We start from the raw sequence: 25155 nt of genomic DNA, 5'->3' as shown, positions 1-25155 counted from the left end.
TACTCCTAGTTTAGCTGTACGGTAACATTCTTTTGACCATTGGAACATCAGCCTTCTCAATGAAGTCTGGTGAACGCAATGAGCGTTTTCTAGAAGTACTCTTCTTGGTCAGAATATGCCTCAAGTGCGAGTGTTTACTTTTGTACTGACCGCTAGCGGTCTTTTTGAAGCGCTTTGCAGCACCTCTATTTGTCTTTAACTTCGGCATCATTTACTCCTTCACCCTTTTCGGGTTCAATTTTTCGGGCGACAGGCGCCTTACTTTTCTTCGATATGGGTGCTAGCATCATGCCAAGCTGGCGACCCTCCATTTTTGCACGTTGCTCTACAACGGCAAATTCTTCAGTATCCTTTTCAATTCTATCTAACATAAGCGCACCAATCTCTCTATGCTGCACTTCTCGTCCACGAAACCAAATAACGACCTTTACTTTGTCTCCGTTTCCTAAAAATTTTGTCAAGTTCCTAAACTTGATCTGATAATCTCCTTCCTCAGTTCCTGGACGATACTTAATCATCTTAACTTGAGTTTTTTTCTGTTTCTTCTTAGCGTCGTTCTTTTGCTTCTTTAATTCATATTGAAACTTACCAAAGTCCATAACACGACAAACTGGTGGATCTGCACTTGGTGAAACTTCTACTAAGTCTAAACCGACGCTTACTGCTAATTCAAGAGCTTCTACGTTACTAAGGACTCCCAGTTGTTCACCCTTGTCATTGATGACTCTGAGTGTTGGTGAAATAATTTTTTCGTTAATCCTTGTCGTTACCTTATTTGGTCTTTTAATAATTACTCCTGATTTATTAATTCAATCAACGCCTCTAAAGACATTGAACCTAGATCCTCTCCACCCCTTCGACGAACAGACACCTGGTTATTTTCTACTTCTCGATCACCAACAACTAAAATATAAGGATAGCGTTGCATCGAGTGCTCGCGTATTTTAAAGCCTATCTTCTCATTACGCAAGTCTGAAATGACTCTAAGTCCTTGTTTTTTTAGATTCTTCTCTACATTTTTACTAAATTCTTCTTGTTTTTCAGAAATATTAAGAATAACGGCTTGAATTGGCGAAAGCCATGATGGAAATGCACCTTCGTAATGTTCAATTAACATTCCTGTAAATCGCTCAATTGAGCCAACGATTACTCTATGAAGCATAACGGGTACTTGTTTAGTGCCATCTTCAGCAATATACTGTGCATCAAGCCTGCCCGGCATGGAGAAGTCGGCCTGTATTGTGCCGCACTGCCATTCACGATCTAAGCAGTCTTTCAAAACAAATTCTACTTTAGGGCCATAAAAGGCGCCTTCCCCCTCTTGCAGCTCCCAATTGATTCCTTTTGCATCTAATGCTTCAGACAACGATGCTTCTGCTTTATCCCAATCTTCATCCGAGCCAACTCGCTCTTCGGGTCTGGTTGAGAGTTTAATATCAATGTTTTCAAAACCAAACTGTTTATAAACTTTAAACGTAAGATCAATAAATTTAGAGACTTCGTCTTGTATCTGATCGATTGTGCAAAAAATATGAGCATCATCCTGAACAAAATTTCGAACCCTCATGAGTCCGTGAAGTGTTCCAGAAGGCTCATTGCGATGACACGACCCAAACTCAGCTAAGCGCAACGGTAGATCACGATAAGACTTAAGACCTTGCTTATAAATCTGAACATGGCCAGGACAGTTCATTGGCTTAATTGCGTAGTCACGATTCTCTGAGTGCGTGGTAAACATAGCATCACCAAACTTATCCCAGTGACCTGACTTTTCCCACATTGATCTATCCATCACCTCGGGCGTGTGGACCTCATGGTAGTCATTGTCTTTGAAAACTTGGCTCATATACTGGACAATTATTTGATACAGAGTCCAACCCTTAGGGTGCCAAAAAACCATTCCTGGAGACTCCTCCTGAGTATGAAAAAGGTCTTGAGTCTTACCAATCTTCCTGTGGTCTCTTTTCTCAGCCTCTTCCAAGCGATGCAGATGAGTTTCTAGGTCATCCTTATTTTCCCAAGCCGTTCCATAAACCCTTTGAAGCATTTCATTGTTGGAGTCACCACGCCAATAAGCGCCGGCCAGCTTCATAAGCTTGAACGCTTTAAGTTTGCTGGTTGAGGGCACATGAGGGCCGCGACAAAGGTCTACAAAGTCACCCTGCTTATACAGCGATAAAGCCTCATTAGAAGGAATCGATTCAATAATCTCTGCTTTGTAATATTCACCCTTTGACTTGAAAAATTTAACCGCCTCTTCACGGCTCATCTCCATTCTTTCAATCGGTAAGTTTTGCTTAACAATCGCGTTCATCTTTTTTTCAATCTTTGCAAGGTCTTGCTCTGAAAAACCATCTTTATAAGCAAAGTCATAATAGAACCCATTATCAATAACAGGGCCAATAGTTACCTGAGCCTTTGGATAGAGTTGCTGAGTGGCTTGCGCTAATAGGTGGGCAGTAGAATGACGAATAACTTCAAGCGCCCTCTCGTCTTTATTAGTGATAATTGCAAGCGCTGCGTCACTCTCAATAAGGAAAGACGTGTCAACCATTTGGCCATCAATTTCACCAGCAATAGCAGCCTTAGCGAGACCAGAGCCTATTGAGGATGCAACCTGAGCAACGGTAAGCGCTTGCTCGAAAGATTTGACTGTGCCGTCAGGCAGAGTTACGTTTGGCATACTACAATATTAAAAACAAAAAATCAATTTTACCTTGATAGCGCCGTTGTCTAAGTCAAAATTAAGACTTTAAATAACTTTTGAAAGCTTACTTTAAAGGTATATTAACACGCTATGAAAATTGCTCGCAAATCTCCCGAATTACTGATCCTCATTATGACCATTGGTGCAGGAATAAGTTGGGCTGTCTGGCTCAACCTTCTTAATAACTTTGCCATAGAAAAAATCGATTTCAATGGTGCAGAGATGGGGATATTGCAAAGTCTAAGAGAGGTCCCAGGATTTCTAGCCTTTACTGTCATTTTTGTTTTAGCCTTTGTGAGAGAGCAAAAACTAGCCTATATCTCCATAGCTTTAATGGGTCTTGGAGTAATGGTAACGGGCCTGGTTGAAATAAATATGACTTTTTATTTAGCAACGATTGTCATGTCAATTGGCTTTCATTACTTTGAGACAATCTCTAGCTCACTGACCCTTCAATGGATTGACAAAGATAAGACAGCGGAGTTTTTAGGCAGGGTCATTGCTACGCGCTCAGCTGCCTCAATTGCGGGATTTGCTTTAGTTTGGATTATGTTTGAACAGTTCAATATTGATTATTTTTGGCTTTATATCGTTGGTGGAAGTTTTGCAGTAATTGGAGCTCTTTTCTGTTGGCAGCACTTTCCTTTGTTTCCTCAAAAGGTAACCCAAACCAAAAAAATTGTTTTGAGAAAGAGGTATTGGCTTTACTATGCCCTTCAATTTATGGGAGGTGCAAGAAGACAAATTTTTGTCGTTTTTGCAGCCTTTTTAATGGTCGAAAAATTTGAATTTAGTGTTGGTGAAATATCATTACTATTATTGGCAAATGCTGCAATTAATGTGGTCTTGGCTCCAAAGATTGGAAGGCTGATTCATAAATTTGGTGAGCGCAATTCTCTAATCTTTGAGTATATTGGGCTGGTCTTTATATTTATTGGATATGCAGTAGTTGAAAGTAGTACCTTTGCAATATTTTTATACATTGCTGATCACTTATTCTTCTCGATTGCTATTGCCCTTAAAACCTATTTTCAAAAAATTGCTGATCCTGCAGATTTTGCATCAAGCGCGGGAGTGTCTTTTTCAATCAATCATATAGCGGCCGTTTTTATACCAGTTGTATTTGGCCTTATTTGGCTCTATTCGCCGTCGCTAGTATTTCTTGCAGGCGCTGGAATGGCAATCTTATCACTACTTCTTGCTCTAAATATGCCAGCTAAACCTTCAGCTGGAAATGAAGTTTTATTAGGAAAATTTTCATAACTTCTTTTTGAAAACTATACATTTTAGATTGATGAAGTAAATTGGTCACAATCAACAAAGTAAAGCCTTTCGCCTGATTAGATAAAGACAATTATAAATTTAACTCATCTATATATAATTATCTTATGAGAAAACTACTCCTAGCAATAAGCCTTGTCTTTACTCTTAATGCTCAAGCCGATAATAATGAATCCTTAATGCTTGATGACCAGTTAAACATTTCACAAAATATTTGGGTTGAAAGTGTTATCACAAAAATAAACACATACTGGCGTTACTCAGGCGCAAGAAGTGATTGGTTTTGTTATGTTTTTATCACTCAAGATAGAAATGGAAACGTCACTACTGTGGATGTTGATAACTGTGGAGATTCGATAATGAATATAGACGAAAATCCAAAACTAAACTCATTTAAAAACTCAATTGAAAGGGCTGTTTATAAAGCCTCTCCATTTCCTTTAGCGCCCTCTGAGGATGCATTTAGTGAGCAAATCATATTTGAATTTAGAGTTGATGGTATTGAAATAATGTAATGAAGTTATTAAATAAGTATCGACTCAATAATGAGCTAAGTTTTGTTACTAGTGAGTCCAACGATATTAAGAAATCTAAGAACCAAAACTGCCATAATATATATTTTAAAGAATCAAACGATGCAAAGGTTTTAGAGCTGTTCAAAGATGTCTTGAGTGGCACGGATTCTTTATTAGATTACTTGCAAAAATAATGTTTCAAGATGAATTAAATTATTTTGTTGTTATATTTTATAGTTTAAATTGATATACAATTAATTCTATGAACGAACAATTTAGAATAGCTCAAAAATTAGGCCTTATGTTTAGACCTGATAGTCCACTGCCTGATGACATAAAATCCTGGGCAATAAGCCAACTAAAGGCTAAGTCTCCTGCTCTAGGTGCAAGCACTACTGGAGCCAAAAAAATTCAAGAGTGGCCAGATCGCCTACAGCCCGACCTACTTACTCGAGACAATCGATACAGTGCATATAAATATAATAGAAAAAGACAAGAGATGAATCTTGCTGGCTATTCCTCTCAAGCCGCAAAAGAAGATAATAATAAAAAAAATTTGTTGCGCAATACAGATGAATTAAAATTTTCTCACAGAAATATTTTTGGAGAAGATCAAGTAAAGCTTCGATTTACTTCTTTTTGGACGAATCACTTTACAACAGGAAATATTTGGGACAATCAAAACCATATTGGCCACCTTATGGAAGAGGCTATTCTAGCAAATCTGAATGGTAATTTTTCTAAAATGCTTTATAAAGTCACAACGCATCCAGCAATGCTTTCTTATCTCGATAATTGTTGGAGCTGTGGAGAAAATTCTCAAACCGCAATATGGGCAAAAAAAGATGGTTTTCAGGCAGGCCTGAATGATAACTTAGGTAGAGAGCTACTGGAGCTCCACACAGTGTCACCGTCTATTAAATATACTGAAACTGACATTAGAGGTGCGGCTAATGTTTTAGCTGGATGGGGTATTTGGCCAGGAAGAATATCAGATGAAAATGAATTATTTTCGACCCAACAGAGACATCAGAAACTTCTAAAAATGGGTGGAACAATAAACTCTTGGGACTTTTTTAAACAAAACCATGCTGAGCCAGGTACAAAGAAAGTTTTAGGGAAAGTGATACCTGCGGGTAAAGGTGGACTTATAAAATTAACTGATTTTCTGGCGGCTCATGAACACACAATTAAGCATATCTCATTTAAATTGGCACAGCACTTTGTGAGTGATGACCCAAGCCAATCTGATGTTGACTTTATTGCAAATGCCTGGAGAAATAGTAATGGTAACTTGGATAAGATTCATTCGGCAGTGATTGAACGAGCAGTTATGTCAAAAGACCCTAAGTTTCAATGGCCAATGACCTGGCTATTCCAAGTTGTAAGGCTCAGTGATGCAAGATTTTTTCAGGGCTGGGGTCAACTAAATTCTTACGATAACAATTTAATGAGAGTTCGTGAAATTTTTGAAGAGCTTGGTCAAGGTTTTTGGCATGAAAGACAGCCTGATGGTTACTCAAGTGATAAAAATGAATGGCTATCTGGTGAAATGTTTGAGCGCCGGATTCGATTTTCAGATGCCATCTATAGTGCTGGAAAACCAAAATTTAAATCTGAAAAAATTATGGATCGAATTGATGCAAATGAATCAACTCGAAAGCTAGTAGCAAGAGTTGGCACGAATGAAAAAGCAAAGTTTATCGCCTTAATGTGTAGTCCTGAAATGATGGGGTTAGAAAATGCCTAAACTAAATTTAACTAGAAGACAGTTTTTAAAAGTATCTGGGGCCTCGTTGTTTCTTGCAGGCCTCCCTCTTCCTGGCTTTACTAAAGATAAACCTCCAGGTACGATTTCTGTGATTATGCTTGAAGGTGGAATGGATGGCTTGGCTGCTGTTCCTCCCATTGGTGATCCAAATTTCTCTAAAATGAGAAAGAACCTCATACCTGACAACTATCTAAAACTAAATTCTTTATTTGGACTTCACCCTTCGTTTCAATACTTTGGTGGACTGATGGCAAAAAATAATGCCGCAATCGTTCATGCAACTAACTTCCCTTATATCTTAAGATCACACTTTGAAGGTCAAAACTTAATGCAAGGTGGTGGATTAAGTCCATTTTCACAAACAACTGGATGGCTTGGAAGAGCCCTTGATCTTGCAAAACTTCCTGGAAGATCACTCTCACTTGATATGCCATTAATTCTAAGAGGAACAGATAAAAAAGATAACTTTTTTCCAGCAAGCGTTAAAAGTTCTAGCGAATTATCAACCCAACTTATTGATATGATTTCTATGTCGCATGCAAAGGAAGGGTCTTCAGTATTCAATAAAGTAAGTGTTAAAAGTACTCAGAAAGACTCAATCGTTCCGAGAGACCCTGCCAGTTTAGCAAAATTTGCTGGAAAAGCCATGGCACAAGAAGGTGGTCCATTATCGTCAGTTATTAAAGTTACGCAATTTGATACTCATGCAAATCAAGGGGCTAATGAAACTGGCTATCATGGCAAACAAATGACTTTGATTGATGACATTATTGCAGGGTACAGGGAAGGACTTGGAGATGCATGGGATAGAAGTATTATCCTGACTTTAACCGAGTTTGGAAGAACAGTCAGAATCAATGGAACTGGGGGCACAGATCATGGTTATGGCTCTGCTGGTCTTTTAGCAGGAGGTTTGATTTCTAATAGTAGGGTTATTTCAGAATGGCCAGGACTGGCTGAAGGTGATCAATTTGATAATAGAGATCTAATGTCTACAATTGATTATCGCTCTGTTTGCGCTGCCTGCATCGAAAATGCCCTAGGACTTGATCATGATATTATTGCGGATAAAGTTTTCTTTACCCCTAAATTACCTCGAGTCTACGACTATATCTTTTCATAAACTTAACTCACATTTTGGAGTGATATTGATTTGCTATAAGCAAAATAATTTAAGAATTATATGAAAAAAATATACCTACTCTTATCTCTAATATTGTTCTCAGTGCAAAGTTTTGCAGGATCATGTCCTGATGGAAGTGACCCAATCAAATCTGTTTCTGACGATGGAACATACTTTGTTTATAAGTGTGGGGGTGGTAGCTCAAACAATAATAACTCAACAGCTGAAACTTCATCAAATACTAGCTCATCAGTTAAAGGGTCAAAAATAGAAATCTATGATGTAGTGTTCTCTGCCAATACTAAAGAGGAATTACTTAATAGAATCGTCTCTAAACTGGATTACGATTTCAGTAAACACAAACTAGCAACACACATTCAGGACACTAACTGCAAATTTGTAATAAATAAGATTGGCTATGACAAATCAGAATTGGGGGTAATTGAAAATTGGTCGATGGCTAATGGCTTTGTTAACATAAAAGATGCCAATGTTGATTTTGTTAATGCATCTTGGAGGATGGCTGGACTATCAACTGATCCAAGCTATCTTAAAGACGAGATGAACATTAAGCTCACAGCAGATGGACACTTTGTTGGGAAAATGGCCTTCTTTAATAACTCGGTAAAAAAAGGTGAAGTCCCTATTAATCCTTTATACCCAACTCTCACTAAACATCAAAGATCGACTACAGCAAAATTTAACGATAACAAAATGACTAATGCTAAATTCTTTATTGATGTTGAGGATTGGGCTGGAGGAGTTTTATCTATTTTTGGTTGTAAAGATGGCATTCTTAAACAGAAAGAGGTCAAGAAGAAGGCTGTTAAAGAAAAAGAAGAATCTGTCATTAAAGAAGAAAAGGAAGATAAATTTAAATCTGAAAAGTCTGAACTATTTAAAAATATTAAATCTTCAGATGCTTTGGATGGCTATTATTCATTTACGCTTGTTCAGTCTCCTATGACTCAGCTTGGAGGTGGATCATTGGAGATCAATAACGGCATAGTCACTATCACTCGAGATAGCCAGGGTATTGTGAAGCCAAGTTATGCTAGTTTTGAGGGTCGAATTGATCAAAATGGAGACATTAAAGCTATTTTTTATTTTCACCCTTGTAGTGGTTGTGAAGACAAATTAGTTGAGTTCGATGGAAATCTCAATAAGAAAAAGCTAAGTGGGCAGTATAACAACTTACAGATTCATTTTTATTTAACAGGCAAGAAGGGAGATGTAATAAAAGTAGAGACGAAAACGGTAGAGTCAAAAACAGTAGAGACAAAAAAAATAGAAACATCTGATTCTGATCCAACAGTCTCTAAAGTTATAGAGGTGACGCATGGTGATAAGTTCATAGTTAATATTGCAGAACCTCATGAATTAGCAGGAAACGATATTAAAGTTAACTTACGTGATATTGATGCGCCAGATGCAACAAAGTCCTGCCCTAAGCAGCTAGAGTTGGGAATAAAAGTAAGGGATTACGTTTCTAAAAAACTTGAAAATGCATCGAGTATTACACTAGTCAACTTCAGAAAAACCAACACCAAAATTATTGCTCATCTTATTGTTGATGGTAAAGACTTAGGTGATGAACTCGTAGAAATGGGATATGCTTCTGAAGAGTATGGCTTCTGGAAACCATACTATTGCAGCGCACTTACTGCAGTACAAGCAGGCCAACAACTCTTTAATCAAGACCCAGAAAAGGCACTCTTTTGGCTTGAACGCTCTTTAGTTTTGGATCCTGAGGGAAGTAATAACACTAAATCAACCTATCTCTTAAGTGAACTATATAGTCTAATGGGAGATGAAAAAAAATCAATAGACTATCTGAAGCAATCTGCATCAATAGGATGGTTACAAGCCATGGAAAAACTGGGGGGGCTTTATTTGAATGGTATAGGTATAAAGCAGGATAAAAATCAGGCAAAAAAATGGCTAAAAAAAGCGCACGAAAAAGGGAGTCAGAATGCTGAATTTCTTTATTGTAGCTCCCTCCCTAAGGCTAAACAAAATAGCTGTAAGTTTTAGTTAAGAGCTTTCAATTGACTCAATCATCAGCTGCAAGGATTCATTCCCTCTAAATGAGTTCACATTAAGCTTATAAGCAACCCTAACCTTCTTAGAATTAAGCTTTTCTTGAAAGAATGCAATCCCTTCCAAAACTGAACTTGCTCCAAGCAACTTTAAATTGCACTTGAGGTGTTTTTCACCAACAATCCTTTGCTCCACAAGCTCAAAATCGCCATAAAAAATGGGCTCTTCAAAGCCCTGACCCCAGGGAGAAGCGCTTCGAAGCAGCTCTGCGTTCTTAAGGGTTATCTCAGAAGCCTCAAGCTCTCCGTCGGTCATCAGCTCAATGATTGGTTTCTTGCCCTCAAGATGTTTTTTGATCGCCTCAGAAAAGGCCTCACTAAAGCTTTCAAAGCTCTCTGGCGAAAGCGCCAAACCGGCGGCCATCGCGTGGCCTCCAAACTTATCAATCAGTCCTGGATTATCGCGATCAACCAGATCAAGCAAATCTTTAATGTGTACGTCAGGTATTGAGCGGATAGAGCCCTTTAGTACGCTGCCTGATTTTGCAAAGACTGCGCACGGGCACTGATACGTTTCCTTGAGCTTCCCAGCAACGATGCCGACAATTCCTTCATGCCATGTCTCTTCATAGAGAACGATTGCAAACTGACTCTCATCGATGGTCTGCCCCTCAACTATGGCTAGCGCCTCATCCTGCATTCGGGTCTGTTCCTCACGCCTTTTTACATTGAACTCCTCGAGCGTTTGAGCGTACCTTCTGGCATCATTCATATCCTCTGATAAGAGGCATCGGATTCCCTGTGATATGTCGCTTAAGCGCCCTGCTGCATTAATGCGAGGAGCAACCGTAAATCCGAGGTCGGATGCTTGCAGCGTATCAATAGGACGCTTGGTCAGCTCAAGTATCGCTAGAATGCCTTTTGAGCAGAGTTTTTGGCGAATGCGTTTAATTCCCTCATTAACTAGAATTCGATTATTTTGATCAAGTTTTACGACGTCTGCAACCGTTCCAAGAGCAACAAGATCAAGAAGCTCACGAAGGTCTGGAATTTGGATGTTGTGCGCTTCAAAATAACCCTTAGCAACCAGGTGAGTCTTAAGCGCTGAAAACAAATAAAAACAAACGCCAACACCTGCTAAGTTTTTAGAAGGGAAGTCGCAGCCCCTTAAATTTGGGTTAATTATTGAGTTGGCCTCAGGAAGAACTTTAGGGGGAAGGTGGTGATCGGTAATGATGACATCAATGTCAAATGATCTTGCAAGCGCCGCGCCCTCATTACTGGATATGCCGTTGTCAACAGTAATAATTAGATTTGGGTCTTTGTCCGTCTTTGCCTCCTGAACAATCTCTGGGCTTAAACCGTATCCATGCTTAAAGCGATTTGGAACTAAAAAGTCAACATGCTTTGCTCCCATTAAGCGCAGAGCCTTAATTGCAACGGCGCTTGCTGTTGCGCCGTCGGCATCAAAGTCTCCAACGATGAGAATACGGCGGTCTTCAAGAATGCATTTCTCAAGAAGGTCGAGCGCAATATTTAACTGATCAAAGCTCGGCTTAAGGAGTCCTGGAAGCGCCATTGAAAGCTGTGACTCAGAGACAGACCTAGCTGCATAGACCCTCTTAAGAATTAGCGGTATGTCGTCAGAATACGACTCAAACAGTTCGTTATCAAGCTCTCTAGTCAGCACTTCTTACAAGTCTTACAAAAGTATCGATCGTTTTATCTCGAGCTGTTGAGCCGCCAAAAAAGAAGGGGATCTCATAAGCAAGCGATGGATTGTCTTTTAACGTGGTTGAGGTCCAGTAAGTATCTATTTGAGTGTTTGGGAAAAAATCAGTATTTATGAGCGCATCGCTATCGCCATAATAATCAACGATCGAGTTTAATTCACTTCTGGTTGGCAGGCGCCAATCAGTAAAGCTACAAAGCTCACGCTTATTAATATCCTCGATAAAAGATTTTGTATTGCAGTTTTTACCCCAATAACAATTCTTAGTAAATGTTCCGCTATCTCTTCCACTCTGTCCATCAAACCAAGTGTAGGAATTAAGTGCGTATTGCAATCCCTCGTCTGCACTTTTAACTTCCCAGACTAGGGAGTTTTTATCATCCAGCACGCATGACCACTCTGAGCTGTCAGACTTTAAGGTTTCTCCTTCATCAGACATCTTCTGAAGTTCTGCACTTACAGAAATGCTGGTGAGCAAAAGTAATGAAAGTAGGAGGCCTGTCTTCATGAAAAAGTAGTTTGCATAAAACGTAAGTTAATATTCTACCAGTTAAGATCATTACCCAAAGATAATCCCCCTAAGCAGTTGATTTCCTCTCAAACAAAAGAAGCATAACGCCCAGGAAAATAAAGCTATCCGCTAAATTAAAGACCGGCCAGTAGAAGCCATTCACATGCACATCAATAAAGTCAACAACAAAACCGAACTGGGCTCTATCAATTAGGTTTCCAACAGCACCAGATAGCAAAAGGAACTGACCAAATAATTTTTGCAGATAAAGAGATGAGGTTCTTTGGATCCAAAAAATGACCCAAATAGAAACTAAAACAGATACCGACAGCAGAAAGGTTTTTTGGATAAACCCGCCATCAGCCATAATACTGAAAGCGGCGCCTGTATTTTGAAGATACGTCCAGCTAAGATATGAGTTAACAGCAACTGACTGCCCTAAATCATAAGAGGACATGAAAATTTGTTTTGAAATCTGATCAAGCGATACCAATACTAGAAATAAGAGGTAGTAAAGTTTGTGCTTCATTAGAGTTAGCATAAAAAAATAGATTTATTAAAAAGTTTACTTTAAATCTTGACCAGCAATGGCTAAGTAAACATCACCACTGTAATCAATGTGTTTATAATTTATCAGTAATTGTATTATAAATATTGCGGAGATTTTATGGGGTTTTTAACGGGTAAAAAAGCACTAATCATTGGCGTTGCATCTAATCGCTCAATTGCATGGGGTATTGCTGAATCTATGGTGGCAAATGGCTGCGAAGTTGCCTTTACCTATCAAACTGACAAACTCAAAAGTCGCGTCGAAAAATGCGCTGAGATCTGTAACTCCTCAATTGTCATTCCCTGTGACGTCTCTAGTGATGAACAAATTAATGAGACCTTTGCTGAGCTAAAGAAGTCTTGGGCTAATTTTGACATCATCGTTCACTCAGTTGCGTTTGCAGATAGAGCTGAGCTAGATGGTAATTATGTTGAAGTGACAACGCGTGAAGGCTTCCTTAAGGCTCATGAAATCTCATCATACAGTTTTACGGCTATTGCAAAAGCCGCCCTCCCAATGCTTAATGAAAATGGCGCGTTATTAACACTTAGCTATTTAGGTGCTCTTAGGGCAATTCCAAACTATAACGTCATGGGCGTTGCAAAGGCATCACTTGAAGCTAACGTTAGGTACATGGCTGCTGCCTTGGGCGGTGAGAAAGGCATTCGAGTTAATGCAGTATCTGCTGGCGCGATAAAAACGCTTGCTGCAAGCGGCATTAAAGGTTTTGGTAAGCTGCTTGATCACGCGGCTGAAAGCTCTGCCCTTAAAAGAAATGTAAGTATTCAAGAGGTTGGAAATGCTGCTGCATTTTTATGTTCAGACTTAGCATCTGGAATCACAGGTGAAGTCACCTATGTTGACGCAGGTTACAACTTTTACGAAAAAGGGCCTGACCTTTAAGAATCAAGCTTTAATTGATAGAGATAATTTAAAGAAGATCAGAAAATATTCTTATCTCAGCACTCTCTCTTAGCTGCTTAATCAAAGATACAAACATTTCACTGTTTTCTTGACTAAGGTAAAGTTCTGCAACTCCACTATCTAAAACTTCCTCTGGAAGCCTAACACCACTTACGTCAATAACTAAAGAAGTTAAATTATCAACGTTTCGAGCACTATAAGTGTGCTCTGAATCAATAGGTTTAGGTGTTGAAAAAGCGAAACTTGTAACGTTAAAAGGCAGCTCTTTAGCTCTTGAAATCCAGCCTTCGTTATTCCACTCTAGCCCATTATCAGTTAATAGCTTATTAGTCATCAACTCGTCACCACTCACTAATGCAGTAGCAATTGCAAGTGATAAATTTTCAATCAATTTTTTTGCAGCAATGTTATTTAAAATCGATGCAACCTGATCCTCAACCTCATCTAATTCTTTTTCGCGCTCTGGCTGAATAGATGAAAGAGCAAGAACAACAAACTTTTCAGCGCTAAGCTCAATCAATTCTGAGTTTTCACCTTCATCAATAACTCCCCCACTAAACGCAGCAGATACAAATGCATCATCATAATCCTGACTTCCATTTGCAAAATAGTCACTTGTCTTAAGTTCCAATCCAAACTGATCAGCAACCATATCAAGAGACTCCTCGTAAGCTAAGCTAGTAAACTCCTCTAATAAATCAAGCAACATTTTTTTGTTAACATTGTTCTTATTAAGAGCAACTAACTGATCTCTAACAGCTTCAAAAGACTGAACTGTTTCCGCCTCAATATCAGTAAGTTTTATTATATGAAAGTAGCCATAATCTGTAGAAACAACATCACTAACATCACCTATATTCATAGAGAATGCAGCTTCATCAAACTCTGCGCCAATGAGGCCTCTCTCATTAAATCCAAGATCGCCACCCTTCTCATTAGAAGAGGTATCTTCCGAATTAGCAACTGCCAGTTTATCAAAATTAGCACCCTGATTAATTTGATCAAGTAAGTCATTCGCAAGATCTTCACTTTCCACTAATATATGCTGAGTACGCCTTCTCTCTGGATTAGTATAAAGTTCACTATTATCATCATAAAGAGTTTGGAGAGTCTCTTCATCTGGAGTTTCAGGCTCTTCCATATCACCTAATGAAAGCTCCACAAAATCAACCTTTACTTTTCGGCCTTCTATAAAGCTTGTTCTATTCTCATTAAAATAGTCTGAAATTTCACTTTTTGAAACAGAAACCTGACTCTCAAAATCTGAAGTATTAAGGGCTATATATGAAACCTCTCTCTCCTGAGATGCAAGATCATCAAGCTGCTTAATTTGAGTTGAAGATATAAAAGCAGAACCACTCAGATTACGCTTAATTTGATCACGCGTTAGTGCCTTTGATTGAGCAATCTCATAGCCAGCTGGTGAATAACTATTCAGCCTTAAAAGCTGACTATAACGGTCTTCAGAAAACTTACCATCAACAATAAATGCTTGGTTCATCTCAATAACAGAGCGAACCTCATCATCTAAAGTCACAATACCTAAATTGTTCGCAAAATTCTCAATGAGTTTTTCATTAATCATTGAATCAATTAGTGTCTGCTTAAGAGCAGTATCAATCTCTTGCGAATATGCAGCACCAAGCTGCTGTTGTAAATTTCTTTGCTGTGTGTTTAACTCTTGGTAGTAAATGTTTATATCTACATCTTCACCATTAACTGTTGCGATCGACGTTCTTGCAGAACTACTTACATAATCATTAATACCAAATAAGGCAAATGGAACTATTATTAGACCTACAACAACATAGGCGACCCAACCTTTTGATTTATTTCGTATTGCAGTTAACATAATTATTTTATCTACCAATTGTGTTGAGGCTTGGCGCCATCAAAAATTTAAACTTAAACTCAAAAATAAAAATTGAGTTCCCTTTAAAGAGTTAATAGTTAACCCTTAATTATTAATTTACTAGCTAGGAGGATCTTACAATATTACCCATCTCACTAAACTTGTTCAGATGCATTATACAAGGCTAGGCTCTTTATCTATAAAAGATTTAATCCTTTATCAATTTCAGTATTTTTGAGCCAAAGTATCTAAAAGATCATTAATATCTTTCAGCTCAGAATTCCACGCAGTTACAAACCGAACCGCCTTACCATCAAGCTCCTCTTCGTTAATATCGTAACCAGAACTATTTAAATAATCTATAACATCACGCGGAAGATGAACAAAAACCTCATTGGATTGTGTTGGATATGCCAGCTTAATATTTGCAAATGAATTCAAACCCTCACTCAGAATTTTTGCCATGGCGTTCGCATGGCGCGCATTTCTTAGCCATACATCATCCGTTAAGTAAGCCTCAAGCTGTGACGAGATAAAACGCATCTTTGAAAGTAGCTGACCTGACCTCTTATGAAGAAATGGAAAATTACCAACCATCTCGGGCTTAAAAAATACAACCGCTTCAGCAGCGAGGCAGCCATTTTTTGTGCCGCCCAATGTAAGAACATCCACTCCAGATTTCCAGGTCATCTCTGCAGGGCTTGCATCAAGAGAGACAAGAGCATTTGCAAATCGAGCACCATCCATATGAACACTCATTTTATTGTCATGGGCTATTTTAGAGATAGCTTTTATTTCATCCAGCTGATATAAAGTGCCGGTTTCACAGGACATGGTAACGCTAACCACCGATGGCTGCGTAACGTGGACATTGCCAGACCCTCTTATAGTTTCAGCGAGATCAACAGCATCAATTCTTCCATTACTACTTCGCATAGGAATTAATTTAGCGCCGCCCGTAAAAAGTTCAGGCGCGCCGCACTCATCCGTATTAATATGAGATAGCTCATGGCAATAAATTTTTCCAAAAACTGGCGCAAGAGCTGAGAGCGCTAAAGCATTTGAGGCGGTTCCGGTCACCGCAAGAAAAACCTCTACCTCAGTTTCAAAAATCTCTGACAATCTATTTTTTAATGCCAAAGACCATTCATCATCGCCATAAGATCCAGCAATTCCTGAATTAGCAGCAATTACAGCGTCCATGACCTCAGGGCAAGCACTAGTTACGTTATCGGATGCAAATAATGCATTCATTCAAAACTCCTTAAAGTGTAATTCATAAAAAAATTTATCGCTTGAGATGAATAAACTCTAGACAGGCACTGCAACAATGCCAAGAAAATCTCCATTAACAACATGTCCTGGAAAATGACGGCCCGTATATATACCATCAATTCCAGCAAAATACTCAACAGGTTCTGTTCCTGTTCGCTCTATATTATGGACTTTAGCAACAAGCTGACCGTTTTTTACTTTATCACCAAGATCAACGCAGTGCTCGACCAGTCCCGTTGTTTCACTAAAAACATAACAACGCTCGTCGGGCATATCTAAATTCAGCGTTTCATCGACTTCCATCTCGCCTTTAGTAATGCCTGCATGACGAAGAATATTTCGGATTCCTTTTTTAGCAATACCGACAGTATAGGCAGATGTTGTTCCGCCACCAGCCAGTTCGGTACTAATAAAAACTTTACCCATATTTTCAGCTGCAGTGTCGTACATATTAACCGCATCTATCTCTAAAAGCATTACTGAGTGTGGTGCATTAAAAGCCTTCATAGCTGCGATGCATTTAGCCTGCTGCTCTTTGTCCTCTAATACATGAGCACAACAAAAAGGCAAAAAATCAAGCGTCTTTCCGCCAGAATGAAAATCTAGTACAAAATCAGCAAGTGGAAGAAGAGTACGGTTAAAGTAGTCCGCAATTTTCTCAGTAAAAGTACCCTCAGGATCTCCAGGAAAAACTCGGTTCATATTACCGCCATCAATTGGGGATGTCCTCTTACCTGCTTGAAAAGCAGGATAGTTCATTCCAGGAACAATAATGACGCGCCCAGAAATATCTTCAGCTTTGATTTGACTCGCCAAATCAAACAGAGCTATTGGCCCTTCGTATTCATCGCCATGATTTGCGCCAGTAAAAAGAATGGTTGGACCCTGACCATTTTTTGCCACCGTTATAGGTATTACAATTGATCCCCAAGCAGAATCGTCATGCGAATGCGGAAGCTTTAGAAAGCCATGCTGAACGCCATCTTTTTCAAAGTCAACGGTTGAACTTATTGGACTATCTTTCATGTCTAATTAAGATGTAAAAATAATATAGCGTCATTGTACTAGAGCGCTTTAATATTATCAATCTTGCGTGAAGGTTTGCCAGTGAACAAAAAATCCACTGGCAAGTTTTTAAAACTCTCCTACTTAGTTACAAATTCTGGATACGCCTCTAAGCCGCACTCAGAAATATCGGCGCCCTCATCTTCATCTTCTTCAGTTACTCGAATTCCCATAACAGTTTTAAGGGCAAACCAAACCACTCCAGAAGCTACAAATACCCAGACAAAAATAGTACCAGCACCAACTAACTGTCCAGTAAATGTAACATCACTATTTGTTAGTGGTACAGCCAAAAGACCCCATAAACCAACAACTCCATGGACCGATATTGCACCAACTGGATCATCAATTCTCAGCTTGCGATCTAACCAAACTATTGAAAGAACTACTAGAATTCCACCAACAGCACCAATTAGAGTTGCCACTAATACGCTTGGCGTATCTGGACCAGCAGTAATTGCTACAAGACCTGCCAAGGCTCCATTTAACGTCATAGTTAAGTCTGCTTTTCCAAACCACAATTTCGCAAAAAGAAGCGCTGCAATTACTCCACCAGCTGCTGCTGCATTAGTATTAACAAATACCATTGCAACTGCATCTGCACTCTCTTTACTAGCCATTGCTAATACCGAGCCACCATTAAAGCCAAACCAACCCATCCATAAAATAAATGTTCCAAGAGTTGCTAAAGGTAGATTTGCACCTAAAATTGGCATTGATTTTCCATCTTTGTCATACTTACCTTTTCTCGCCCCAAGCAATAGAGCGCCTGCAAGTGCTGCTGAAGCGCCTGCCATATGTACAATTCCAGAGCCGGCAAAGTCGTAAAATCCAAAGTCACTTAATGAATATAGACCGAAAACGCTTGCTCCACCCCATGTCCATGAACCTTCTAATGGATAGATGATTGTTGTAAATATTACAGCAAATGCAAAAAAACTAAACAACTTCATTCTCTCTGCAACTGCCCCAGAGACGATTGACATTGAGGTTGCAACAAAAACCACTTGAAAGTAAAAATCTGCTGCGTTTGAGTAGGACTCACCTTGCCCGCTAATCCCTGATAAGAATGCGCCACCTCCATACATTACGTCATAGCCATAAACCATGTACATCGAACATGCAATAGCAAATAAACCAATATTCTTAGTTAAGATCTCTGCTGTATTTTTACTTCTTACCAGGCCAGCCTCAAGCATTGAGAAACCCGCAGCCATCCACATGACTAGAGCACCCATTACTAAAAAATAAAAAGTATCTATAGCATATTGTAATTCTAATATTTGATTTTCCATAGCTACCTCCCCCTATACCGCTTCAGGACCAGTTTCGCCCGTACGGATACGGATGACCTGCTCTAAACTTGATACAAAAATTTTACCATCGCCAATCTTCCCACCATTGATCTTGCATGCTTTAATGATGGTCTCAATGACCTGCTCGAGCTGCTCATCAGTGATGGCAATCTCTAGTTTTACTTTGGGTAAAAATTCAACCACAAACTCTGCCCCACGGTAGAGCTCAGTGTGCCCTTTTTGTCTACCAAAACCTTTAACTTCAGTTGCAGTAATTCCAGTTACTTCTATCTCAGAAAGAGCTTCTCTTACGTCACTTAATCGCTTTGGCTGAATAATCGCTGTTACCATTTTCATATTAATACTCCATATAATAAAATCAAAAAAAGCCCACTTCCTTAAAAAAAAGAAAGTGGGCTTCTATACCAGTTCAACTCAACTTTAAGCTGACGAAAAAAAAACGCTTACCTAGGAATAAACCCAAATAAACGTCATTGTTCTTGCTTAACAACCAGCATTGGTTATTAACTGTAAATATTATAACATTTTAATTACGAGATATTTTTTTTTATGCCTCAAAACGTGGACATAATTTATATTGAGCCTTAGTTAGGGTAGAAATTGAGATGCTAAGGTATTTAACTCTTCATTTGTTTTTTCACTTTTACAAGCAATTAAACATAGTTCATAGTGTTTTGGTCTAGATCCACCTATCCATTTCTTAAAATCTGCAGCCATAAAGAAATTTAACAAAGTAGAGTAAGTAAACCCACACTTGTGAGCCATATAATGATTCCCTTTTTGAAGATCTCCTCTCAAACCATACAAAATATCTATTGGTGCAATTGGACCAGCTTGAGAGTCATATAGAGGATCATAAAGTTTATCTTGAACAACTGCCTCACAAGTACTTATAAGATCAGGACATAAAATAACAACAAAACCATCATCATTTAAAACTCTTAGAAATTCTTTTAAAACAATTGGAACCTCATGAGGATAGACATGTTCAATATTATGACACGAATAAATTGCATCAATACTACCAGTTTCAACTTGGCTCATATCTAACAATGTTCCCTCTATATCAGGATTTACATTTTTATCTATATCAAATCTAATTTCTTTCCAATTATCATTATTAAAGCCTTGAGCACTTGACTTATTTGAACGACCACAGCCAACATGTAGAAAAGTTTTCATTAGTCTATTTAGTAATTGAAAATTTTATTATATATAAAAAAAATTACAATATTGGGAGCTAACTATTGCAATAAACTTTTATAAAGCTATTTTAAGTATTTTTAAAAACACGCGAAGCTTTAAGGTCATCCACCCTCTAATTACGTAGGATGAATTAATAATAAAACTCAATTGATGAAACTGATAAATCAGATGTGAAATCACGCCCATAAGCGACTATACCAAAGGTCTTTATATCTTTAGCATTTATGTTTGAGTCTATATTACCCTTGAGCTTCTTAAATTTATTAAAAGGTATTTCAACTGTTTCCCAGTTTGGGCTTGTATCAAATGTAGCAATTTTATAGCTAGTAGGAAGCCTATAAAAGATAGTCGTCTGAATAAAAATATGATATTTTTCTCCATTACCTTTAACTTTTAGACGGATGCCTTTAAGTTTTTTTCCTTCTTTATTTGAATTATGAAGTAGTTTGAACATCAATGGTTTATTTGACAGTGATGTTGTGGTACGTAATTGAATAAAGCCACCATTATTATCAGTGCGAACATTCCCAGAGAGTCTTATAAAAACCTTGTCTCCATCTTGCTCAAGTGAGACCTGACCCTCGGAGACTCCTCCCATTACTTGGTCACTAAAATATTTCCAGTCGTTTACGTTGTCTGGAGTGAATGGAAAGCTAAGGACCTCCTCATTAGCAGAGGCTATCATTGTAAAAGTTAACAACATTAGGAGTAGTAGTTTTTTCATAGTAATAATTATAAACAATGGATATAAAGACTTGATGAAGATTAGGAGTTGATTAGATAGTTGCTTTTCTACTAACCTTTTGTTCTCGATGAAAAGTATAAATGCCTGTACTGACTATAATAAGGGTTCCAACTAAAGTCGGTTGGTCAGGCCAATCGCCAAACATCAAAATACCCAACCCAATCGCTCCAAGCATAGAGGTATACCGAAAAGGAGAAACGAAGCCAATGTCACCAATTCGCATAGCCATGACACTCAATAAAGTAGCGATCAAAATGGCAACAGCCGAACCAAGAATGAGCAACCATGACACTGCGCTAACAGTATCCCACTCTGAACCAACCATCATAATTCCAGCAAACAAGGTACTGCCAACAGCCGTTGATAGAACCACGGTGATGGTCGGGACTTCGCTTTTTAGTTTACGGGTGGAAATTTCTCTTATAGTAAGAAAAATAATCGCCATAAAAGCTGAAAGCGAATAAATATTAAAACCTTCCAGACCGGGCCGGACAACAATTAGAACACCAACAAAGCCAACAAGTATGGCACTCCAGCGTCGCCACCCAATAGGTTCTGCAAGGAAAAGTGCGGCAGCCATTGTTATAGCAAGTGGTAAAGCCTGTAAGATTGCGGTGACATTGGCTAACGGCATATGCTTGAGGGCTGTCAGGAAAGTGATTGTTGTAAAAATCTCAGCACCCACACGCACCAATATGAGACGCTTATCCTGTTTTGAAAGATTGCGTATCGCCACTTTAGTGATCCACACCATGATCAAAATTGGTGGAACAGTAATTATACTTCGAAGAAATACTGCCTGAAATAAAGCAATCTCAGAAAATAGAAGTTTCATAAAAGCATCATTAATAACATATGCAGATACACAAGCTGTCATCAGAGCGGCGCCTTTCATATTGCTGTTAAGGCGCATCATTAACTCCAAATTCTAGCAAACTCTCCCCAAGTCTTATATCTACAACTTGGAAATTTGCAAAATGGTATGCAAAAACTGCAGGAGAATTAAGATAGAATAGTGAGAGTAGAAGTAGGAGTGTTTTTTTCATAATTTATTGAAATAATTGGTTTAATGAGAGCTAATTATTTCAATAAATTTTGATCAAGTTCTTTTAAATATTTTAAAAATACTCGAAGCTTTTCAGGCATCCACTCTCTACTTGCATAGACTGCATAAACCGAGACTGGCTCAATTTTCCAGTCTGAAAAAATCTCCACAAGTTCTTTATTTTTTACTGCGTTAGATGCGCTATTTTTTGGTAAAAAACAAATACCAATACCGGCAATAGCAGCCTCCTTAATAACTTGTCCATCGTTTACTTTAAACCGATTATTTTTATTTGGAATTGTGTGTGAAATACCACTCTTAGACACTGTTATTTTAGGTCTTCCAGGCACATTAAGATCAAGCATATTTGCGTGATCAATTTGATCAAAATTATGAATTATTCCATTCTCTTTTATAAAGGATGGGGAGCAATAAAGTCCAATATCTCCAGTAAAAATTTTTATTGCAATTAAAGATGAGTCTTGTAAAGGTCCAATTGCCAATCTCAATGCTACATCAATGTTATCTTTATAAAAGTCAGTGGTTCGATTTTCAATAACTAATTCAACACTAATCTTTGAGTGTGTATCCATAAATGGTTTTATTGCTGACTCGATTAATGTTTGAGAAAAAGTATTTGTAGCTGAAATTCGAAGAGTACCTGACACCTCAACCCCCAAAGACGATGAAAATCTATCAGCCTCCTCTGCTATTTCAACTACCTGCTTACAATATTCATAGTATTTTGCACCAGACTCAGTCAGTGTAATCGTTCGAGTGCTTCTATTTAATAACCGAACACCTAGATGGCTTTCTAACTGTGAGAGTTTTGTGCTGATAGTGGATTTATCCATACCTAGATGATGCGCAGCTTTAGTGAAGCTTTTATGCTCCACTATTCTTGCAAAAATTAGTAGTTTATTTAAATCCATAGCCTATTTTATTGTTTACATATAAAAACATTGTTTTAATATTTTACTATATTGTTTATTTATTAGAAACAATAAATAATAAGTAAATAAAGATTTGACACGATTAGACGCTATTTATGCGCGCAGGCTTCTTCTTTAGTTAGTCCGCCAGAACTGATAATCACAATCTGGTTTTTATAACATTAAAGGAAAAAATGATGGATAACGTTAAAAAAGAAAATGGTACGTGTGGATGCGGTAGATCACCAACTGGAGATTGTATTGGTTGGCATGAGCTAACGCCAGAGCAATATGAGGCAAAAACTGATGCTGACAAAGAGGCGATGTTTGGTGACTCAAAGTAAGTAAATATAGCGTAGCCCTCTTTTGAGGGCTATTAATAAAAAATTAGGGGATATATGAAAGTAATATCAAACTTTGAAGTGACTAAGGGTTACGAGATATGGAAGAAAGCATTCGAATCTAATGAGGCTACGAGACAAAAAAATAACGTTAAAGTTTTAGCCTACGGTCATGAAAAGGGCAACGAAAGTAATGTATATACAGTTGTCGAAATGAATTCAATCGAGGATAAGCAATTAAAAGAGCCTAATATGATTGAAAGTAGAAAGAATGCTGGCGTTAATCACGCTTCGTTAAAAATCACATCACTGGTTGAATAAAGGCACTAATCAAAAATAACACGGCTCTCTTTTTAGAGAGTTTTTTCTATAAATCATAGGAGTAAATTATGAATAAAGTAAATAAATATTTAATACCGCTTGTAAAAATTCTTTTGTCGCTGGCCTTTTTAAGTGCAGGCGCGTTTAAAATTATGGGTGATGCGCAAATGGTTGGTATGTATGAGATGATCGGGTGGGGTCAATGGTTCAGGTATGTAACAGGTTTAATCGAAGTTACTGCAGTTGTATTGATATGGCTTCCAAACAAACAAGTTTTTGGAGCGGCACTTCTTGTATGCACCATGATTGGAGGTTTTATTACTCACATTGCGTTAAGCATGCCTGGAGCATTTGCACCTGTCATACTTGGGGTTTTAGCTGCCTATATTCTTTATTTTTATAGAGATCAGTTAGGCGATTTTGCAAAGAGTTAATTAGTTTTTTTATTAGCCTTCCTTTAGTTTAAGGAAGGCTTTTAGATCTAAACCTTTTATCAAATAAGTCGTTAAATATCTAAGGATTTACTATGAATACAAGTGCAAATAAAACGCCAATATGGAAGAAAGTAGCAATCATCGCAACAATGATGACGTTTATTGGCGGTCCACTAACAGGGGTAATGACCTACATGAATATTGGCTTGAGTGATAGTTTCGCCTTAGCATGGTTAAATAGTTTTGCCCTATCTATGCTAGTGATGGCACCCGTTGGTATCATTATGATGACTCTGTTCGAAAAATTAGTTACCAGCCTTTTGCCGAATCTATCCAAGTTGCAAACTAATTTGGTAATTGGTGTCATGATGGCCCTTGTGATGGAATCGGTCATGGTAACTATGACCACCTTAATTAACGTCGGAACTGCTGATATAACAGTCTACTTCAGTGCTTGGACGTCTGCCTTTACCGCAACCCTGCCACTGGGCTTGACTGTAGGACTTATTATGGCAACCATTATTAAACCACGTATTCAAAAAATTATGCGCAGCTAAAAAAATTGAAGCAGCAAACCAAGTTATTATTTATATTAAAAACTTTATAGAGACACTATGAAAAATGTTAAGTTGAAAGTAAAAGATGGTGAGTTTATTCGAACAGACTCTAACTTTAGAAATTGGATTACTAAAGGGACTAGAGTCACTTATTTCATTATCCATTGTTCACCCATTGATGCCAGTAGAAAGCTGGGTCTTTGGTGAATATCCTGGCTCTACAGAAGACCATCTATATGGGTTTAAATATTTATATGAGCTATACCAAAAAGCGGATAAAAATTTTAATCGTTTAGTTACTGTTCCAGTATTATGGGATAAAAAAAATCACACAATCGTTAATAATGAGTCCTCAGAGATTATTAGAATGATGAACTCTTCTTTTGATGATATTACAGGAAATAAGCAAGATTATTACCCAGAAAAATTGCGTGAAGAAATTGATGTAATTAATGAAAGAGTCTACAAGGATGTTAACAATGGTGTTTATCGTTGTGGCTTTGCAACAACTCAAAAGGCTTATGACAGAGCAATCACCCCACTTTTTGAAACTTTAGATTGGTTAGAGGGTAATTTAGAGTCAAAACGTTATTTAACTGGAGATGCAATAACAGAGGCTGATTGGAGGTTGTTTACAACACTGATTAGATTTGATCCAGTCTATGTTGGGCACTTTAAGTGTAATGTTCGTAGAATTGTCGATTATCCTTGTCTTTCAAATTATTTAAGAGACCTTTATCAGCAGCCAGGAATAGCATCAACTGTAAACATGGAGCAAATAAAAAAACATTACTATGGAAGTCATGAATCTATAAACAAATTTGGAGTAGTCCCACATGGTCCTGAGATTGATTTAAACAAACCACATAACCGTCAAAAAATCCTAGACTCCCATGGAAAATAAAGTTGAACT

General features: G+C 38.0%; 27 protein-coding genes. 11 read left to right on the top strand and 16 right to left on the bottom strand.

Annotated features, from left to right (window positions below; translation table 11 throughout):
• Positions 1-10: 10 nt before the first annotated feature.
• Genes rpmI through thrS form a run of 3 tightly spaced genes read right to left on the bottom strand, consistent with a single transcriptional unit; the run spans position 11 to position 2683 of the window.
• Positions 11-208 (bottom strand): 50S ribosomal protein L35, encoded by a 198-nt coding sequence (rpmI, locus tag ABXT69_RS03370; protein ID WP_271541908.1) that lies wholly within the window; start codon positions 206-208, stop codon positions 11-13.
• On the bottom strand, positions 186-791 hold the full coding sequence (gene infC / locus ABXT69_RS03365; protein WP_416679536.1) for a translation initiation factor IF-3: 606 nt from the start codon (positions 789-791) through the stop codon (positions 186-188). Before infC ends, rpmI begins: the two co-directional genes overlap by 23 nt.
• Entirely contained in the window at positions 791-2683 is a 1893-nt protein-coding gene (gene thrS / locus ABXT69_RS03360) for a threonine--tRNA ligase (protein WP_416679183.1), read from the bottom strand. The genes infC and thrS overlap by 1 nt, the downstream gene beginning before the upstream one ends.
• Positions 2684-2797: 114 nt before the next feature.
• On the opposite strand from thrS, the gene ABXT69_RS03355 reads away from it, so the two are divergent.
• The 5 genes from ABXT69_RS03355 (at position 2798) to ABXT69_RS03335 (ending at position 9431) form a co-directional block, all read left to right on the top strand.
• Positions 2798-3970 (top strand): MFS transporter, encoded by a 1173-nt coding sequence (locus ABXT69_RS03355; RefSeq protein ID WP_416679182.1) that lies wholly within the window; start codon positions 2798-2800, stop codon positions 3968-3970.
• 125 nt (positions 3971-4095) lie between these two features.
• Positions 4096-4503 carry a cell envelope integrity protein TolA gene (locus ABXT69_RS03350; protein ID WP_416679181.1) on the top strand — a complete coding sequence of 136 codons (408 nt, stop codon included), beginning with the start codon at positions 4096-4098 and terminating at the stop codon, positions 4501-4503.
• A gap of 262 nt (positions 4504-4765) precedes the next feature.
• Complete coding sequence (locus ABXT69_RS03345) at positions 4766-6253, top strand: DUF1800 family protein (protein WP_416679178.1); 1488 nt, start codon at positions 4766-4768, stop codon at positions 6251-6253.
• Entirely contained in the window at positions 6246-7397 is a 1152-nt protein-coding gene (locus ABXT69_RS03340) for a DUF1501 domain-containing protein (protein WP_416679177.1), read from the top strand. The genes ABXT69_RS03345 and ABXT69_RS03340 overlap by 8 nt, the downstream gene beginning before the upstream one ends.
• Before the next feature lie 60 nt (positions 7398-7457).
• Positions 7458-9431, top strand: a complete 1974-nt coding sequence (locus ABXT69_RS03335) for a thermonuclease family protein (RefSeq protein WP_416679176.1) — start codon at positions 7458-7460, stop codon at positions 9429-9431.
• Here ABXT69_RS03335 and recJ read toward each other — a convergent pair whose 3' ends face one another.
• The 3 genes from recJ to lspA all read right to left on the bottom strand — a co-directional run bounded on the left by recJ (position 9432) and on the right by lspA (position 12208).
• The gene (gene recJ, locus ABXT69_RS03330; RefSeq protein WP_416679175.1) at positions 9432-11126 is read right to left on the bottom strand and encodes a single-stranded-DNA-specific exonuclease RecJ; all 1695 of its coding nucleotides are present in this window, start codon (positions 11124-11126) and stop codon (positions 9432-9434) included.
• Positions 11116-11676 carry a DUF1566 domain-containing protein gene (locus tag ABXT69_RS03325; protein ID WP_416679173.1) on the bottom strand — a complete coding sequence of 187 codons (561 nt, stop codon included), beginning with the start codon at positions 11674-11676 and terminating at the stop codon, positions 11116-11118. Before ABXT69_RS03325 ends, recJ begins: the two co-directional genes overlap by 11 nt.
• A gap of 70 nt (positions 11677-11746) precedes the next feature.
• Positions 11747-12208: a signal peptidase II gene (gene lspA / locus ABXT69_RS03320; protein ID WP_416679172.1), complete on the bottom strand. Its 462-nt coding sequence runs from the start codon at positions 12206-12208 to the stop codon at positions 11747-11749.
• Positions 12209-12346: 138 nt separating this feature from the next.
• Between lspA and ABXT69_RS03315 the strand changes: the two genes are divergently transcribed.
• Positions 12347-13132, top strand: coding sequence for an enoyl-ACP reductase FabI (locus tag ABXT69_RS03315; RefSeq protein WP_416679170.1), 786 nt, complete (start codon positions 12347-12349; stop codon positions 13130-13132).
• A gap of 28 nt (positions 13133-13160) precedes the next feature.
• On the opposite strand, the gene ABXT69_RS03310 is transcribed toward ABXT69_RS03315, so the two are convergent.
• From ABXT69_RS03310 to ABXT69_RS03265, 10 genes are all read right to left on the bottom strand, one after another.
• On the bottom strand, positions 13161-15005 hold the full coding sequence (locus tag ABXT69_RS03310) for a SurA N-terminal domain-containing protein (protein WP_416679168.1): 1845 nt from the start codon (positions 15003-15005) through the stop codon (positions 13161-13163).
• 225 nt (positions 15006-15230) lie between these two features.
• Positions 15231-16259 carry a threonine aldolase family protein gene (locus ABXT69_RS03305; RefSeq protein WP_416679166.1) on the bottom strand — a complete coding sequence of 343 codons (1029 nt, stop codon included), beginning with the start codon at positions 16257-16259 and terminating at the stop codon, positions 15231-15233.
• A 57-nt stretch (positions 16260-16316) separates the two neighbouring features.
• A complete protein-coding gene (gene doeB / locus ABXT69_RS03300; RefSeq protein ID WP_416679164.1) occupies positions 16317-17306 on the bottom strand; it encodes a N(2)-acetyl-L-2,4-diaminobutanoate deacetylase DoeB in 990 nt (329 codons plus the stop codon).
• 119 nt (positions 17307-17425) lie between these two features.
• Positions 17426-18640, bottom strand: a complete 1215-nt coding sequence (locus tag ABXT69_RS03295) for an ammonium transporter (RefSeq protein WP_416679163.1) — start codon at positions 18638-18640, stop codon at positions 17426-17428.
• 12 nt (positions 18641-18652) lie between these two features.
• The gene (locus tag ABXT69_RS03290) at positions 18653-18997 is read right to left on the bottom strand and encodes a P-II family nitrogen regulator (RefSeq protein ID WP_416653118.1); all 345 of its coding nucleotides are present in this window, start codon (positions 18995-18997) and stop codon (positions 18653-18655) included.
• A 252-nt stretch (positions 18998-19249) separates the two neighbouring features.
• Positions 19250-19843 carry a class I SAM-dependent methyltransferase gene (locus ABXT69_RS03285; RefSeq protein ID WP_416679161.1) on the bottom strand — a complete coding sequence of 198 codons (594 nt, stop codon included), beginning with the start codon at positions 19841-19843 and terminating at the stop codon, positions 19250-19252.
• 154 nt (positions 19844-19997) lie between these two features.
• Complete coding sequence (locus tag ABXT69_RS03280; RefSeq protein ID WP_416679160.1) at positions 19998-20591, bottom strand: CIA30 family protein; 594 nt, start codon at positions 20589-20591, stop codon at positions 19998-20000.
• Positions 20592-20643: 52 nt separating this feature from the next.
• Positions 20644-21528, bottom strand: coding sequence for a DMT family transporter (locus ABXT69_RS03275; RefSeq protein ID WP_416679158.1), 885 nt, complete (start codon positions 21526-21528; stop codon positions 20644-20646).
• Positions 21515-21658 carry a hypothetical protein gene (locus tag ABXT69_RS03270; protein WP_416679157.1) on the bottom strand — a complete coding sequence of 48 codons (144 nt, stop codon included), beginning with the start codon at positions 21656-21658 and terminating at the stop codon, positions 21515-21517. The genes ABXT69_RS03275 and ABXT69_RS03270 overlap by 14 nt, the downstream gene beginning before the upstream one ends.
• 34 nt (positions 21659-21692) lie before the next feature.
• Complete coding sequence (locus tag ABXT69_RS03265) at positions 21693-22589, bottom strand: LysR family transcriptional regulator (RefSeq protein ID WP_416679154.1); 897 nt, start codon at positions 22587-22589, stop codon at positions 21693-21695.
• Positions 22590-22783: 194 nt separating this feature from the next.
• Here ABXT69_RS03265 and ABXT69_RS03260 point away from each other — a divergent pair, with 194 nt between their 5' ends.
• The 5 genes from ABXT69_RS03260 to ABXT69_RS03240 all read left to right on the top strand — a co-directional run bounded on the left by ABXT69_RS03260 (position 22784) and on the right by ABXT69_RS03240 (position 25146).
• Positions 22784-22933, top strand: coding sequence for a hypothetical protein (locus ABXT69_RS03260; protein WP_416653570.1), 150 nt, complete (start codon positions 22784-22786; stop codon positions 22931-22933).
• Between the two features lie 54 nt (positions 22934-22987).
• Complete coding sequence (locus tag ABXT69_RS03255) at positions 22988-23251, top strand: hypothetical protein (protein ID WP_416653111.1); 264 nt, start codon at positions 22988-22990, stop codon at positions 23249-23251.
• A gap of 68 nt (positions 23252-23319) precedes the next feature.
• Entirely contained in the window at positions 23320-23685 is a 366-nt protein-coding gene (locus tag ABXT69_RS03250; RefSeq protein ID WP_416679152.1) for a DoxX family protein, read from the top strand.
• A gap of 92 nt (positions 23686-23777) precedes the next feature.
• The gene (locus ABXT69_RS03245; protein WP_416679150.1) at positions 23778-24242 is read left to right on the top strand and encodes a DUF2798 domain-containing protein; all 465 of its coding nucleotides are present in this window, start codon (positions 23778-23780) and stop codon (positions 24240-24242) included.
• 85 nt (positions 24243-24327) lie between these two features.
• Positions 24328-25146: a glutathione S-transferase family protein gene (locus ABXT69_RS03240; RefSeq protein ID WP_416679147.1), complete on the top strand. Its 819-nt coding sequence runs from the start codon at positions 24328-24330 to the stop codon at positions 25144-25146.
• The last annotated feature ends 9 nt before the right edge of the window (positions 25147-25155 follow it).

It is taken from the genome of Candidatus Pseudothioglobus sp. Uisw_016, from assembly GCF_048087635.1.
GTDB lineage: Bacteria > Pseudomonadota > Gammaproteobacteria > PS1 > Pseudothioglobaceae > Pseudothioglobus.
The sequence above is the reverse complement of the archived record's forward strand: the minus strand, read 5'-3'. Positions and strand labels throughout refer to the sequence as shown.

What these genes read in the sequence shown, in the direction of transcription:
- ABXT69_RS03280 (WP_416679160.1), bottom strand. Translation starts at nt 20,591, where the DNA reads ATGAAAAAACTACTACTCCTAATGTTGTTAACTTTTACAATGATAGCC.
- ABXT69_RS03240 (WP_416679147.1), top strand. Translation starts at nt 24,328, where the DNA reads ATGGTGAGTTTATTCGAACAGACTCTAACTTTAGAAATTGGATTACTA.
- ABXT69_RS03250 (WP_416679152.1), top strand. Translation starts at nt 23,320, where the DNA reads ATGAATAAAGTAAATAAATATTTAATACCGCTTGTAAAAATTCTTTTG.
- doeB (WP_416679164.1), bottom strand. Translation starts at nt 17,306, where the DNA reads ATGAAAGATAGTCCAATAAGTTCAACCGTTGACTTTGAAAAAGATGGC.
- ABXT69_RS03255 (WP_416653111.1), top strand. Translation starts at nt 22,988, where the DNA reads ATGAAAGTAATATCAAACTTTGAAGTGACTAAGGGTTACGAGATATGG.
- thrS (WP_416679183.1), bottom strand. Translation starts at nt 2,683, where the DNA reads ATGCCAAACGTAACTCTGCCTGACGGCACAGTCAAATCTTTCGAGCAA.
- ABXT69_RS03275 (WP_416679158.1), bottom strand. Translation starts at nt 21,528, where the DNA reads ATGATGCGCCTTAACAGCAATATGAAAGGCGCCGCTCTGATGACAGCT.
- ABXT69_RS03340 (WP_416679177.1), top strand. Translation starts at nt 6,246, where the DNA reads ATGCCTAAACTAAATTTAACTAGAAGACAGTTTTTAAAAGTATCTGGG.
- ABXT69_RS03295 (WP_416679163.1), bottom strand. Translation starts at nt 18,640, where the DNA reads ATGGAAAATCAAATATTAGAATTACAATATGCTATAGATACTTTTTAT.
- rpmI (WP_271541908.1), bottom strand. Translation starts at nt 208, where the DNA reads ATGCCGAAGTTAAAGACAAATAGAGGTGCTGCAAAGCGCTTCAAAAAG.
- ABXT69_RS03290 (WP_416653118.1), bottom strand. Translation starts at nt 18,997, where the DNA reads ATGAAAATGGTAACAGCGATTATTCAGCCAAAGCGATTAAGTGACGTA.
- ABXT69_RS03315 (WP_416679170.1), top strand. Translation starts at nt 12,347, where the DNA reads ATGGGGTTTTTAACGGGTAAAAAAGCACTAATCATTGGCGTTGCATCT.
- ABXT69_RS03345 (WP_416679178.1), top strand. Translation starts at nt 4,766, where the DNA reads ATGAACGAACAATTTAGAATAGCTCAAAAATTAGGCCTTATGTTTAGA.
- ABXT69_RS03335 (WP_416679176.1), top strand. Translation starts at nt 7,458, where the DNA reads ATGAAAAAAATATACCTACTCTTATCTCTAATATTGTTCTCAGTGCAA.
- ABXT69_RS03260 (WP_416653570.1), top strand. Translation starts at nt 22,784, where the DNA reads ATGATGGATAACGTTAAAAAAGAAAATGGTACGTGTGGATGCGGTAGA.
- ABXT69_RS03350 (WP_416679181.1), top strand. Translation starts at nt 4,096, where the DNA reads ATGAGAAAACTACTCCTAGCAATAAGCCTTGTCTTTACTCTTAATGCT.
- ABXT69_RS03325 (WP_416679173.1), bottom strand. Translation starts at nt 11,676, where the DNA reads ATGAAGACAGGCCTCCTACTTTCATTACTTTTGCTCACCAGCATTTCT.
- lspA (WP_416679172.1), bottom strand. Translation starts at nt 12,208, where the DNA reads ATGAAGCACAAACTTTACTACCTCTTATTTCTAGTATTGGTATCGCTT.
- ABXT69_RS03270 (WP_416679157.1), bottom strand. Translation starts at nt 21,658, where the DNA reads ATGAAAAAAACACTCCTACTTCTACTCTCACTATTCTATCTTAATTCT.
- ABXT69_RS03305 (WP_416679166.1), bottom strand. Translation starts at nt 16,259, where the DNA reads ATGAATGCATTATTTGCATCCGATAACGTAACTAGTGCTTGCCCTGAG.
- ABXT69_RS03285 (WP_416679161.1), bottom strand. Translation starts at nt 19,843, where the DNA reads ATGAAAACTTTTCTACATGTTGGCTGTGGTCGTTCAAATAAGTCAAGT.
- ABXT69_RS03355 (WP_416679182.1), top strand. Translation starts at nt 2,798, where the DNA reads ATGAAAATTGCTCGCAAATCTCCCGAATTACTGATCCTCATTATGACC.
- ABXT69_RS03310 (WP_416679168.1), bottom strand. Translation starts at nt 15,005, where the DNA reads ATGTTAACTGCAATACGAAATAAATCAAAAGGTTGGGTCGCCTATGTT.
- ABXT69_RS03265 (WP_416679154.1), bottom strand. Translation starts at nt 22,589, where the DNA reads ATGGATTTAAATAAACTACTAATTTTTGCAAGAATAGTGGAGCATAAA.
- ABXT69_RS03245 (WP_416679150.1), top strand. Translation starts at nt 23,778, where the DNA reads ATGAATACAAGTGCAAATAAAACGCCAATATGGAAGAAAGTAGCAATC.